At 29.4% G+C, this 13,633-nt stretch carries 15 protein-coding genes; 2 read left to right on the top strand and 13 right to left on the bottom strand.

The genetic code is table 11. The features are described from left to right. Positions 1-16 precede the first annotated feature (16 nt). The 5 genes from ABXT45_RS05700 to lgt are packed head-to-tail and all read right to left on the bottom strand — an operon-like array spanning position 17 to position 4,260. A complete protein-coding gene (locus ABXT45_RS05700) occupies positions 17-706 on the bottom strand; it encodes a 50S ribosomal protein L25/general stress protein Ctc (RefSeq protein ID WP_415313110.1) in 690 nt (229 codons plus the stop codon). Between the two features lie 44 nt (positions 707-750). After that, positions 751-1,683 (bottom strand): ribose-phosphate pyrophosphokinase, encoded by a 933-nt coding sequence (locus tag ABXT45_RS05695; RefSeq protein ID WP_415294769.1) that lies wholly within the window; start codon positions 1,681-1,683, stop codon positions 751-753. A 9-nt stretch (positions 1,684-1,692) separates the two neighbouring features. After that, positions 1,693-2,451, bottom strand: coding sequence for a peptidoglycan editing factor PgeF (pgeF, locus tag ABXT45_RS05690; protein WP_415314447.1), 759 nt, complete (start codon positions 2,449-2,451; stop codon positions 1,693-1,695). Positions 2,452-2,455: 4 nt separating this feature from the next. Beyond that, positions 2,456-3,499, bottom strand: a complete 1,044-nt coding sequence (locus ABXT45_RS05685) for an SAM-dependent methyltransferase (RefSeq protein ID WP_415313109.1) — start codon at positions 3,497-3,499, stop codon at positions 2,456-2,458. After that, entirely contained in the window at positions 3,496-4,260 is a 765-nt protein-coding gene (gene lgt, locus ABXT45_RS05680) for a prolipoprotein diacylglyceryl transferase (RefSeq protein WP_415313108.1), read from the bottom strand. Before lgt ends, ABXT45_RS05685 begins: the two co-directional genes overlap by 4 nt. Before the next feature lie 46 nt (positions 4,261-4,306). Between lgt and ABXT45_RS05675 the strand changes: the two genes are divergently transcribed. After that, positions 4,307-4,561: a hypothetical protein gene (locus ABXT45_RS05675; protein ID WP_271492296.1), complete on the top strand. Its 255-nt coding sequence runs from the start codon at positions 4,307-4,309 to the stop codon at positions 4,559-4,561. On the opposite strand, the gene ABXT45_RS05670 is transcribed toward ABXT45_RS05675, so the two are convergent. Genes ABXT45_RS05670 through ABXT45_RS05660 form a run of 3 tightly spaced genes read right to left on the bottom strand, consistent with a single transcriptional unit; the run spans position 4,539 to position 6,946 of the window. Then, positions 4,539-5,858, bottom strand: coding sequence for an ATP-binding protein (locus ABXT45_RS05670; protein WP_415313107.1), 1,320 nt, complete (start codon positions 5,856-5,858; stop codon positions 4,539-4,541). The two genes, ABXT45_RS05675 and ABXT45_RS05670, sit on opposite strands and share 23 nt — an antisense overlap. Then, positions 5,839-6,516: a response regulator gene (locus ABXT45_RS05665; RefSeq protein WP_415313106.1), complete on the bottom strand. Its 678-nt coding sequence runs from the start codon at positions 6,514-6,516 to the stop codon at positions 5,839-5,841. Before ABXT45_RS05665 ends, ABXT45_RS05670 begins: the two co-directional genes overlap by 20 nt. After that, positions 6,509-6,946: a MarR family winged helix-turn-helix transcriptional regulator gene (locus ABXT45_RS05660; protein ID WP_415313105.1), complete on the bottom strand. Its 438-nt coding sequence runs from the start codon at positions 6,944-6,946 to the stop codon at positions 6,509-6,511. The genes ABXT45_RS05665 and ABXT45_RS05660 overlap by 8 nt, the downstream gene beginning before the upstream one ends. A 71-nt stretch (positions 6,947-7,017) precedes the next feature. Here ABXT45_RS05660 and ABXT45_RS05655 point away from each other — a divergent pair, with 71 nt between their 5' ends. Next, entirely contained in the window at positions 7,018-7,890 is an 873-nt protein-coding gene (locus ABXT45_RS05655) for a branched-chain amino acid aminotransferase (protein WP_415313104.1), read from the top strand. Positions 7,891-7,895: 5 nt separating this feature from the next. Here ABXT45_RS05655 and pgsA read toward each other — a convergent pair whose 3' ends face one another. From pgsA to uvrB, 5 genes are read right to left on the bottom strand one after another with little or no spacing between them, the layout of a single operon-like run. Then, positions 7,896-8,480 carry a CDP-diacylglycerol--glycerol-3-phosphate 3-phosphatidyltransferase gene (gene pgsA, locus ABXT45_RS05650; protein WP_271492308.1) on the bottom strand — a complete coding sequence of 195 codons (585 nt, stop codon included), beginning with the start codon at positions 8,478-8,480 and terminating at the stop codon, positions 7,896-7,898. A gap of 2 nt (positions 8,481-8,482) precedes the next feature. Next, positions 8,483-10,318 (bottom strand): excinuclease ABC subunit UvrC, encoded by a 1,836-nt coding sequence (gene uvrC, locus ABXT45_RS05645; protein ID WP_415313103.1) that lies wholly within the window; start codon positions 10,316-10,318, stop codon positions 8,483-8,485. Further along, entirely contained in the window at positions 10,305-10,730 is a 426-nt protein-coding gene (locus tag ABXT45_RS05640; protein ID WP_271505226.1) for a dihydroneopterin aldolase, read from the bottom strand. The genes uvrC and ABXT45_RS05640 overlap by 14 nt, the downstream gene beginning before the upstream one ends. Continuing rightward, the gene (locus tag ABXT45_RS05635) at positions 10,727-11,479 is read right to left on the bottom strand and encodes an SDR family oxidoreductase (RefSeq protein WP_415313102.1); all 753 of its coding nucleotides are present in this window, start codon (positions 11,477-11,479) and stop codon (positions 10,727-10,729) included. The genes ABXT45_RS05640 and ABXT45_RS05635 overlap by 4 nt, the downstream gene beginning before the upstream one ends. Next, positions 11,461-13,632, bottom strand: coding sequence for an excinuclease ABC subunit UvrB (gene uvrB / locus ABXT45_RS05630; RefSeq protein ID WP_415278012.1), 2,172 nt, complete (start codon positions 13,630-13,632; stop codon positions 11,461-11,463). The genes ABXT45_RS05635 and uvrB overlap by 19 nt, the downstream gene beginning before the upstream one ends. Position 13,633 lies beyond the last annotated feature (1 nt).

Raw genomic sequence — 13,633 nt, 5'->3', positions numbered from 1 at the left:
CACAATAATAAGTTGATTATTTTTTTTCTTCAGTGGCTTTTTTTTCATCGCCATCTTTTTTATCGCCTTCTGCTGCTGGTGCTTCTTCTTTACCATCTTCTGTTGCTGTTGCCTCTTCAGCTTCAGCTGGTTTTTCTGGCTCTTTCATAACTGTAGGCGCTGCCAATGTTGCAATCACAAAATCTCTTCCAATAATAGTTGGTGTAACACCTTCTTCTAGTTTAACTGAAGATATTTTGAAACTTTCTCCAATATCCACTCCATCTAAATCAATAGTTATTGCAGATGGTATTTTTTCACTTGGGCATTTTAACTCTATTTCTCTTCTAACAATGTTTAGTACTCCACCTCTTTTTAAGCCTGGTGAAGTTTCATGGTTAATAAATTCTACAGGTACTTCTATTCTAATTTTTACACCTGGGACAACTCTAAGAAAATCAATATGAGTTGGCTCATCTGATATTACATTATAAGTAATTTCTCTTGGCAAAACATTTTGAGGCTTTCCATCTAAATTAAGAGTTATTATATTTGATAAGAAGCTTCCTTTTTGTATTAGAGATTTTAATGTTTTTTTTAATACAGTAACTTTTTGATTTTCTTCTGGTCCCCCATAAATTATGCCAGGGATATCTCCAGCCAATCTAAGAGAACGAACATCTCCTTTTGACTTAGTGTTTCTAGTATTTGCATCAAGTGAATTCATAAAAAGATGGCTTTTAGCCCAAGTTTCTTAATAACTCAAGATAATTATTTAAATAAATCAGATACAGATGTTGAGTTAGAGATCCTTTTAATTGCCTCACCCATAAGGGCTGAAATAGGCAAAACTTCTATATTTTTAACATTTTTTATTTTATCATGATTGTCAATTGTGTCTGTTACTACTAATTTTTTAATGACAGATTTTTTAATTTTATCTACTGCCTCTCCACTTAAAACCCCGTGAGTAATATAAGCGTAAACTTCTTTAGCACCTCTATCCTTTAAAGCTTTCGCAGCGTTTACTATAGTTCCACCTGAGTCAATTATGTCATCAACTATAATACAAGTTTTCCCCTTAACATCTCCTATGACATTCATAACTTTGGATTGACCTGGTTTGGGTCTTCTCTTGTCCACAATAGCAAGTTCTACATTTAAAATTTTACCAAGTGCTCTCGCTCTTTCAGTTCCACCAACATCTGGTGCAACACAAATAATATTTTTACTTTTTATATTTTTTTTAGCATGTCTTGCAAAAATTGGTGTAGCAAACAAGTTGTCTACAGGAATATCAAAAAAGCCCTGAATTTGCCCAGCATGAAGGTCTACGGTAACGACTCTGTCAGCACCTGCTTTAGTAATTAAATTAGAAACAAGTTTTGCAGAAATGGAAGTTCGAGGTACTACTTTTCGATCTTGTCGAGCATATCCAAAGTAAGGAATGACAGCGGTAATATTTTTTGCCGAAGATCTTTTTAAAGCATCAATACAAAGTAGTAATTCCATTAAGTTGTCATTTGCAGGTGATGAAATAGACTGAATTATAAAGATACTATTACCCCTAATGTTCTCATTAATTTCTATATAAATTTCTCCATCAGAAAACTTTTTTATACTTGAATTCACAAGCTTAGTTTTTAAATATTTTGCAATATTTTTACTGAGAGGTTTATTGCTGTTTCCAGTTAATAATTTCATGAGATATTATTAATTAATCATAATTACAGAAATATTTCTACCATAATCATTCTCATTGCGGCTAATAGATCTTCGAGCACTAAAAAAATTATTTTTAGGATTAAATGTGTCTTTATTGATTATATCAATTTTCTTTATATTTAAGGCTTTTAATTGAGAATGGACATATTTCTTTAAATTAAAGAAATCTTTATTTTGAATTTTCTTAAAAAATTTTTTATTTTTTTCATCTTTTTTAATGAGTTTATTAATAAAATCTTTTTTTACCTCATAATTTTTTACTGAAATACATGGCCCAATAACAGCGGTAATATTTTTAGGAGCACAGCCTTTTTTTATCATAAAATTTAAGGTTTTTTTAATTATCCCTTTAAAAGCACCTTTCCAGCCAGCATGAATTGCTGCAATCATCTTTTCTTTCTCATCATAAATTAGTATTGGAGCACAATCGGCAGTTAATATAGCTATAGGAAATTCCTTTTTATTTGTGATTAGTGCATCTCCTTCAAAATTATAATTTTTAAGATTTAGATCTTTATCTATAAAATGAAATTTATTACTGTGAATTTGCTTAAGTAGGATAATTTTTTTAAGTTTAGTTTTAATCTTCTTTTGAACAATTTGAAGATTTTTTAAAACATTTTTTTTATTATCTGAAGATCTGGGACCACAATTTAAACTCTTAAAAATACCTAGAGATTTCCCACCCTTTCTATTAAAGAAAGCGTGCTGTAAGCTTTTAAATTTGCTGAGCTTCTTTGACTTAATCAGTTTAAAACCCCAATTTGAATTTATTTTTATCTGTTGTTATTAGCATTACTTTAAACAATTCACCCATTTGATTTTTATCTATAAGCCTTTTTATTCTAAAATAAATATCAGCTTTTTCACTGAATAACATTTTCTCGGACAGTATTTCTGCTCTTTCAAGAATACCAAGTTGTGTTAAAAACTCACCTTGGGTAGTATTCATTGTAGTAAGTGAGCTTAATTCTTTAACTATACTATTTATCAAATTGAAACTTAAATTATAAGTAATATCAGAATCACCAAAACCCTCTAGCACATCACAATATTTATGTTTCGATACAGCTTGTAGGGTATTTTTCATTTTTTTATCAATATATGCATAATCTATTATTAAAATTCCACCATTATTATGCTTAATCTTATTGTTAATACTTTTTAAGTATTCAGTTGATTGTGGTGAGTACTCAATAAAGTTCTGCTGTTTAGCAATCTTAAATTTGATTTTATTTTCAAATTTTTCCATATCAAAAGGAACATCGAAATATTCAAATTTTTTATTGAAGAATTTGACATGCCTTTCAAACCATTTTTTTTCTTTTTTTATGAATTGCTTAATAGGCAATGCGTCAAAAAATTCATTTGCTAAAAAGATACATGGTAAATTATCTAATTCGCTTAAATTATTTAACCATTGAATATTTTTTTTATTGATATTAGCCTTTTGTTTTTTCTTGAGTAATTTGCTTCTTTCTAAAATCTTAATACGACAAGAATTTTTAAATATTGGAAACCTATCAAAGGTATTAACTAAAACTTTCATCATTTCACCATTACCAGCACCTAACTCAATTAAATTAAACTCTTCAGGACAACCTAGATTCTGCCAAAATGAAACTACCCAAATTGCAATCATCTCTGAAAATAATACGGATATGTTGGGTGAAGTTATGAAATCACCCTTTTTGCCAAAGGGATCTTTTTTCATGTAGTATCCAGATGTTTTGTTATAAAGAGATTCCTCTATAAACTTATCTAGAGTAAACAAGTCATTATCCTTAATTTTCATTTTTTTAAGGACAAAAGATAAGCCCCAGTCATGAAAAAAAGAATACTTATCAATTGGCCTAATGTTAGATTTAAAACCAAGTAACCGATTTGAGGATCTGGAGATCTAAAATATTCTATAAAAAATCTGAATAGAGAATAAAAGATTAGGAATAAAGCAGAGATTTTTCCAGGTACTTTTAAATAATCTTTTTTAAAAAAATACCCAAGTACAAAGAAAAGAATTATTCCTTCAAAAAAAGCCTCATATAATTGAGAGGGGTGTCTTTTGATATTATCTATTAGAACAAATTGAACTGACCAGGGCAGGTCTGTGGCTCTCCCATAAAGCTCTGAGTTTATGAAATTGGCAATTCTACCGAAAAAAATTCCAATTGGAGCAGATAGGGCAACTAAGTCTAAAAATATAAACGAATTTGTATTGTGTTTTTTTGAGAACAATATTGATGCAATTATAATTCCAATTAAAGCACCATGAAATGACATTCCTCCATTCCAAACCATCAATATTTCAATAGGGTTATCTAAATAATATTTTAGATTATAAAATAAAGTATATCCAAGCCGACCCCCCAAAATCATACCTATAATGAGATAGGTTATGAAGTCATCAAATAGCTGAAAAATATGAGGATCTTTGATTAAATTTTTTTTGCAATACAGCCAACCAAGTGTAATACCGATAATATAAGCCAAGGAATACCATCTGATTTCTAATGAAAATATTTGAAAAGCAACTGGGTCAAAATTATTAATAAACATTTTTAAAAAACTACGTATAAAGTATATTAATTTTATAAACGAATATATGACAAAATCAAAATTTGTAATTGATAAATTAACAAAGCTATTTGAACAAGGACTTATTTCTTACAAAGATTTAAGCTCTGAAATCATAAATGTTTTAAGATCTAAAAGAGATGAAATCATTTTTAAAATGAAATTAACTAGCAAAGAAGAAACAGATATATTAATTAAAAGAGTTGAAAATTTAGAAAAAAAAATCAACAAACTAGAAAAAAAAAGTCCAAATAAAAAATCTACAAAGGTAAAAAAATCTTAACTCTAAGGCCGTTTAAAGGAGATTTTTCTAATAAAATATTTCCTCCATGGGATTTGATTATGTCAGATGTAATTGACAATCCAAGACCAACACTAGATTTCGAGTTCCCTCTACTTTTGTCCACTTTATAAAATGGTTTGAAAACATTCTCTAACTCTTCTTTAGGAATACCAACTCCATCATCATCAATAGTAATTATTATGTTACTTTCTTTTTTTGATAGATGAAAATTTATATTTTCAGCATATTTAATTGAATTATCAATTAAATTATTTAAAGATCTCTGTATTAAATTCTTTCTTCCATTCATATAAACTCTTGGAATTATTTCTTTAGTTATTTTATCATTATTATATTTATCTATTGTGATTTCGATTAATTCAGAAATATCAAAAGTTTCATCTTTTTCTAAATAAGATGAACTTGTAAATTGCAGATATTCATTAAGCATTTTTTCCATTTCATCTATATCTAAAGACATTTTTATTGATAAATCTTTATCTTTCATAAAAGATAGTTGAAGTTTTAGTCTTGTTAAGGGTGTTCTTAAATCGTGACTTATACCAGATAACATTTCAGACCTTTGATTTAGGTGTCTCATTATTCTTTTTCTCATTTTATCAAATTCCAAACCTGCTTGTCTGATCTCTAAAGCACCAGATGGTCTGTACTCATCAATATTTTCTCCTCTACCAAATCTTTCTGCAGCTTTAGCTAGGTTTATAATTGGCCTTGTTTGATTTTTCAGAAATAGTATGGCTATAGTTATCATTAGTAGGGCAGGTAGGGTGATCCATAACGCAAATATTCTAGCAGATGAGCTTGCAACCCTATCTTTTGGGATAAAAAATTCGAAGTAACCGTTGTTATGTTTAATATTTATATGAATAAGTTCTTTGTAACTTGTTGTATCGAACCAGTAATTTTTACTACCTATTTTGGATTTCAGTTCTCTTCTCAGCGTTCTATCTATAGGACTAAACCATCTTTCTTTTTGAGGTTTTTTAAATGAATCGTCTTTTTTAAACTCAACATTAAGATCTAAATAAATTGAGAATAAGCCTGACAGGTCATTATTATTATATTTTCCGTTATCATAAGCTGCTATGAATGTTTTCATCTCACCGATCAATGCTCTTGTCATACCTTTATTTGTTTTAATCCAAAGGCTATCAAAAAAAACAATTGTTATGACTACTTGAAGAACAATTATTGGTACTGCTACGATTAATAAAGCTCTATAAAATAATCTTTTGGGTAGCAAATTTTTTACAAAATTATTCAATCCATAAAACATAACCAGCACCTCTTAAAGTTTGTAAGTATTTTGGATTTTTCGGGTCTATTTCTATTTTTTTTCTAAGTCTTGTAATTATTACATCTATAGATCTTTCTTTATCAAGATCAGTTAATTTACCAATATCTTCTCTTGAAAAAGTTTTGCCAGGATTGTTAATCATTTTTTCCAATATGATTTTTTCAGTACTATTTATTTTATATTCAGTTTCATTTTTAATAATTAAAAGTTTGTTAAGATCAATTTTAATATTATCAAAGGTTATAATTCTTTTTTCATCATTTCTTTTTGTTTTATTTAAAATATTTTTTATTCTTAAAGTTAGTTCTTTTGGCTCAAATGGTTTTGGCAAATAATCATCAGCACCTATCTCTAGGCCTTCAACTCTATTTTCAGCCTCTCCTTTAGCTGTTAATAAAATTATAGGGGTATCAATCTTAGATTTATTTTGTTTGATAAAATCAAGACCACTTTTGCCTGTCATCATTATATCTAAAATAATTAAATCAAATTTAATTATTGAAATTTTTTCTTCAGCATTTTCTGCGCTATCTGATGTAGTAACTAGAAAGTTATTTTCATTTAAATATTGTTTAATTAGAGATCTAATTCCCTCGTCATCATCTACAACTAAAATATGGGCTACAAAATCATTCATTGATTATTTTCTTTAAAACATTATCAAAGTTTAAAACTTGATCTGAACTTGAATTTAAAAGAGCATTATAAATTCTTTTTTTTTGTGTTGAAAATATTTCATCAAAAATTTTTTCTCCTTTTTCATTTAAAAAAATGTGTTTTACCCTTGTGTCTTGTTGATCTTTTTCAAAAAAAACAACATCAAGTTTAATTAAATCTTTTAAAACTCTATTTAAACTCTGCTTAGTAACCTTTAGCTTCTTTAACAGGTCAGAAATTGTAATCCCCTTATACATTGATAATATATGTAAAACTTTGTGGTGAGCTATACCTATAGAGTATTTATCTAAGGTTTTCTTGGCATCTGAAAAAGATTCACGATAACTTGTAAATAACTTTTCAATCAATTGCTTTAACTGAGTGTCCTTTAAATATAAAAGTTCTTTCATTATGGGTAAGTTATATTGACATATTATAGATACAAAGATAATTTTAGGAAAAAATTTAAATTATTTCATACATGATACCCTACGATAAAAGATCTGGTAAAATCTGGTATAATAACGAGCTTGTTGATTGGGCTGATGCAAAAATTCATATTTTAAATCATGGATTGCATTATGCTAGCTGTGTATTTGAAGGAGAAAGAGTTTATGACGGTTCAATATTCAAATTAGAAGAGCACACTACAAGACTTTTTTATTCAGCTAAAAGAATGGGAATTACAATGCCATATTCAGAAACAGAAATAAATGATGCATGTAATAAAATTATTTCAGTTCAAAATATAAAAGATGGTTATGTAAGACCAATGGCCTGGAGAGGTAGTGAAATGATGGCAATCTCTGCACAACAAACAAAAATTCATGTTGCTGTAGCAACCTGGGATTGGGGTTCTTATTTTGATCCAAAATTAAAAGTTAATGGGATTAAATTAAATATTTCAAACTGGAGAAAGCCAGCACCAAATACAATACCGTGGGACACAAAAGCATCTGGCTTATATATGATCAACACTCTGTCAAAACACGAAGCAGAGCAACAAGGTTATACAGATTCATTAATGTTAGATCATGAAGGAAATGTTGCAGAGGCAACTGGAGCAAATGTTTTTTTTAAAGATAAAAATGGGGAAATACACACTCCAATTCCAGATTGTTTTTTAGACGGAATAACAAGAAGAACAGTTATTGAGATTGCTAAATCTAAAGGAATTAAAATTAATGAGAGAAAAATTAAACCAGAAGAACTAAAAGATTTTGTTGGTTGTTTTTTAACTGGGTCAGCTGCAGAAGTAACACCAGTATCATGTATTGCGGATAATCAATTTAAAGTTTGTGAAACTATAATTGATTTAAATGAAAGTTATCAAGCTTTAGTTAGAAAAAAATAGATTATTTACTTTTTATTATCCTCAGACATTGCATGGTCAATGCCTTTTCTTAAATACTCATAACCAGTATATAGAGTTAAAAATGCAGAAAGCCAAAGCAGGATTATACCAATAGTTTGGGCATTATAATCTTGAAAATTTAAAATTTTATTACCAGTTTCACCTGTCAGTAAAAGAGCTATGGCAACCATTTGTAAAAAAGTTTTTAATTTTGCTAAATTAGTTACTGGTAATTTAATTTGCCCTCTAGCTAGAAACTCTCTTAATCCTGAAATCAGTATCTCCCTTGTAAGTATTATAATTGCAGCAATAACCTCATAATGTTTAATTGTTCCACTCATAACAAGCAATATAAGTGCGGTAGCAACAATAATTTTATCTGCTATAGGATCAAGCAATTCACCTAACTTAGACTCTTCACCCATCATTCTTGCCAACATTCCATCCAAAAAATCAGTAAATGAAGCAATTACAAACAATACGCATGCAGTTAAATCACCATAAAAACCCGGCAAATAAAATGCTAGAACAAAAAAAGGTACAATTATTATTCTACCAATTGTTAAAATATTTGGAATTTTTTTAAGCATAATTATTCGTGAAAAAAGTTATATATCTTTTTTGCAACTTTTTCCTCAACACCTTCAACTGATTTAATCTCATCAAAACTAGCAGATTCTACAGATCTAGCAGAGCCAAAGTGGTTCAATAAGGCTCTCTTTCTAATCGATCCAATACCATCAATTTGATCTAATAATGATTTTGTAATTCCTTTTGCTCTTTTTGCTCTATGAGAGGTGATAGCAAACCTATGTGCTTCATCACGCAGTCTCTGCATGAAGAAGAGGGTAGGGTCATTCTTATCAAATTTAAATGAATTTCCCTTATAGAAAAAAGTTTCATCACCACTATTTCTTAATTTACCCTTAGCAATAGCGATCATAGGAAGATCATGTAAGCCAAATTCATCCAATACTTCTTTGGCAGATGAATATTGACCTTTACCACCATCAATTAATATTAAATCAGGAAGAGTTAAATAATTTCCTTTTTCTAACATCGCTCTTTTAAATCTCCTAGTAAGAACTTCTTTTAACATTGCAAAATCATCTTGTTCAGCACCCTTTGTCTTGATGTCAAACTTTCTATATCTTTTTTTAACAAATCCTTCATTTCCAAAAGTAATCATAGCGCCTACGCTATTGGTTCCTGAGATATGGCTATTATCATAAACCTCAACTAAGTTTAGGCTACTTTTAAGATCAAATTTTTTAGCCACACCTTCAAATAAATTTTTATTATTATTTGTTTCATAAATTTTTCTATTAAGTGACTCTTTGGCATTTTTTTCTGCCATAGCAATCACTTTAGCTTTAGTTCCTTTTTTTGCTATATTAATAGAAATTGTGCTACTTTCTTTTTTGCTTAACGTTTCTTCAATTAATTTCCTGTCTTCAATTTCTGTATTAATAATAATTAATTTTGGAACATTCTTATTTTCATAAAATTGCATCAAGAAGGAAGACATTATTTCAGATATGTCTTGGTCAGGATCATGCTTTGGAAAATAAGCTTGATTGCCCCAATTTTGTTTGGATCTGTAAAAAAATACCTGAATACAGGTTTTGCCAGATTCTTTATAGGCAGCAATTACATCAGCATCAACTAGATTGGCTTCATTAATTCTTTGTGACGATTGAATTATATTTAAGGATTTAATTCTATCTCTAAAAATAGAAGCTCTTTCAAAATCCAGCTTTTCGCTGGCTTCCTCCATTTGTTTAGATAGATTTTTTTGTATATCTCTTGATTTACCTGATACAAACTGGATTGCTTGATCTACTGATTTTTTATAATCTTCTTTATCAATATAATCGACACAAGGACCAGAACATCTTTTTATCTGATAAAGAATGCAGGGTCTTTTTCTATTCTTGAACGTGCTATCATCACAAACTCGAATTTGAAATATTTTTTGAAGCATCTTAATGGTCCAATTTGCAGTTCCTGCTGAAGCAAACGGTCCAAAGTAAAATCCTTCTTTATCTTTTTTGCCCCTGTGTTTTGTAACTTGTGCCCATTGGTCTTTATTACTGATGAAAACAAAGGGAAAAGATTTGTCATCTTTAAGCAATATATTGAATTTAGGTTTATGTTTTTTGATTAAATTAGCTTCTAAAAGAAGTGCTTCACTTTCATTGGCAGTAGTCGTTATCTCTAACTTAAAAGTTTGAGAGAGCATCCTTGCTGTTCTAATGATATGATTTTTTTCAGCTACATAGCTCTTTAATCTATTAGGAAGGTTTTTTGCTTTACCTACATACAAAATCACATCTTTATAATCGAGCATTCGATAAACTCCAGGGCTTTTAGGAATTAATGGGAGCTCTTTTCTAATTACGTCTTTGCCTAATTCAGAGCTTTTCATGACTTCTTTTTTTGGTAATTTGGATACCAACAGAGGCACATTCTTTTATGATTTCTAATTTTTCAATTTGAAGCATTATTTTGCCAATTCGCTTATCTTTAAATAATACATCAAAAACATCTTCTGCAAGTGTTTCTAAAAAATTGTAGTGTTTCTTTTTTGCAAGCTTTGTAATTAGTTTTACAACCTGACCATAATTAACAATAGACTTTATATCTTTGTCATTTGTTGGTTTTCTATCCTCATAATCAATTTCTAAACTGAATTTTACTTTTTGAGTTTTTTCTTTCTCAAAATCATAATATCCAAGTTTTAAATCTAAAATTAGTTCTTTAATAAGAATTTTTTTTTCGTAATTAAACAAACTTTTGTTCTTATCAATTTTTACAATATTCAAATTATTTTTTTTCATTCTTTTCCAATTACATCTGGTGTTTGCCAGTTTAAGCACTGCCCACTATCTATAGCAATTACTTGCCCCGTAATTGAACTGTTTTTGATAAAAAAGTCAACAGCAGAACATATTTCTTTTACATTCACTTGTTGCTTCAAAGGTGTTGCTAAATACTGTTTTTTAAAATGTGTCTCAGTTTGTCTTTTATTCTTAATGGTTGGTCCAGGTGCAATTCCATTAACTCTAATATTTGGAGCTAATTCCATAGCGCTAGTTTTTGTTAGAGTGTAAAGTCCTGTTTTGCTTAAAGTGTAAGAAAAGAAAAAGGGAGTTAACTTAAAAATTCTTTGATCTATTATATTTATAATATTGTTGTTTTTACCCTTAACATTTTTTGAAAATTCTTTTGTAAGGTATGCGGGTGCTTTTAAATTTACGTCAATATGCTGGTTCCAACTTTTAGAAGAAAAATTTCTAAGACTGTCATTTTCAAACAATGAAGCATTATTAACTAAACAATCAAAGTATTTTAATTTTAACTTTGAGAATTTCATAATTTTTTTTAAATCTTGTTCTTTTGCAAGGTCACCTTTTACCAAGTAAACTTTTGTTTTATTTTTTAACAATTCCTTTTGTAATTTTTCAGCTTCAGATTTAGACTTATTGTAATGAATAACCATTTCAACTCCTGGACCTGAGAGTTTCTTTGCAATAGCAGCACCCATTCTAGTTGCGGCTCCAGTGATAATTATTTTGTTTGCTTCCATTTTTTCTTACCTTTTTGTGCTCTTGTACCAGGTAAGCCCATTGTTGATCTACCTTTTGGATATGTTCTATTTTCTTGGTTATAGTGTTTTATTTTTGGGTTTAAAACAATTTCTAACTCTGATGCTTCTAAATTTCTTATTTCATCTCTAATTTTACCAGCTTCTTCAAATTCAAGATTTGTGGCTGCATCTTTCATTCTTTTGTTGAGCATCTTTAAGTGTTTCTTTAAATTTCCACCAATATTGTCTCCAGTACCTACTTTTAAATAATCCTTATCATAAACGTTCTGCAACACATCGCTGATTTCTTTCTTGATAGAAACAGCATCAATATTATGCTTTTTATTATAGGCAACTTGAATTGCCCTTCTCCTATCAGTTTCCTGTATAGCTTTTTTTATACTTTTTGTTTCTTTATCTGCATAAAGAATAACTCTTCCTTCTAAGTTTCTTGCAGCCCTCCCAATAGTTTGAACTAAAGAAGTTTCAGATCTTAAAAATCCTTCTTTATCAGCATCTAAAATTCCAACTAATGCACACTCTGGAATATCTAGTCCTTCTCTTAAAAGGTTAATTCCCACTAAGACATCAAAAACACCAAGCCTTAAATCCCTCATGATTTCTATTCGCTCCAGTGTGTCGATATCAGAGTGTAAATATCTAACCCTAATACCATTCTCATGAAAATATTCCGTTAAATCCTCAGCCATTTTCTTAGTCAATGTAGTAACCAAAACTCTAAAATTTTTATCTATTGTTTTTTTGCACTCATGCATCAAGTCATCAACTTGATTTTTGGCAGGTTTTATTTCAACTGGTGGATCAATTAGACCAGTAGGCCTTATTATTTGTTCAACAAATTTACCCTTAACTTGTTCTAATTCCCAAGGACCAGGCGTTGCTGATACAAAAACTGTTTGGGTTCTCATTGCATCCCATTCTTCAAACTTAAGAGGTCTATTATCCATGCAAGAAGGTAATCTAAAACCATATTCGGCAAGATTACTTTTTCTAGATCTGTCTCCTTTGTACATACCATTTAACTGAGGAACTGTTACGTGGCATTCATCTACAAAAATAAGAGTATTGTCAGGAAAGTATTCAAATAGAGTGGGAGGTGGTTCTCCTGGTTTTCTTCCAGATAAAAAACGAGAATAGTTTTCAATACCAGCACAAGACCCTGTTGCTTCTATCATTTCTAAATCAAACTTAACTCTTTCTTCTAATCTTTGTGCTTCAAGTAATTTATTTTGTTCTTTAAATTTTTTTAAAGTTACTTCTAATTCTCTTTTAATTTTAATAATTGCTTGTTCGATAGTTGGTTTGGGCGTGATGTAATGACTATTAGCATAAACTTTTATTACATCTAAATCTTGTATTAGATCTCCTGTTAAGGGATCAAATTCTTCTATTTTTTCTAGTTTATCACCAAATAAACTTAATCTCCATGCTCTATCTTCAAAGTGTGAGGGAAATATTTCAAGATATTCTCCTCGAGCTCTAAAAGTTCCTCTATAAAAACTCTGATCATTTCTTTTGTATTGTAAATTTACTAAAGTTTTTATTAGTTGTTCTCTGCTGTATTCATAATCTTTCTTTAAACTCAACGTCATCTTGCTGTACGCCTCAACAGAACCCAGACCATAGATACAAGAAACACTTGCAACAATAATTACGTCATCTCTCTCTAATAGTGATCTAGTAGCTGAGTGACGCATACGATCAATTTGTTCATTAATAGATGCTTCTTTTTCAATATAAGTGTCAGACCTTGGTACATAGGCCTCAGGTGTATAGTAATCATAATAAGATACAAAATATTCAACGGCATTGTCTGGAAAAAAAGATTTCATCTCTCCATAAAGCTGTGCAGCTAGTGTTTTGTTAGGAGCAAGTATTAGAGCTGGTCTATTAGTTTTTTCAATTACTTGGGCCATTGTAAAAGTTTTTCCAGAACCTGTTACACCAAGCAAAACTTGGTTTAACTCTTCTTTATTTGCACCCTTAACTAGTTGTTTTATTGCTTCTGGCTGATCACCGGCAGGTTTAAAATCTGTAACAAGTTTAAATTTTTTTCCACCTTCTAGTTTCTGATGAATTTCAGGATTTTTACTCTGTATATCTGTAATTAAATCTTGATAAGTATTTTGCATT

The sequence above is a fragment of the Candidatus Pelagibacter sp. Uisw_106 genome (assembly GCF_047724975.1).
Lineage (GTDB): Bacteria > Pseudomonadota > Alphaproteobacteria > Pelagibacterales > Pelagibacteraceae > Pelagibacter.
This window is presented reverse-complemented; position numbering and strand designations above follow the sequence as displayed.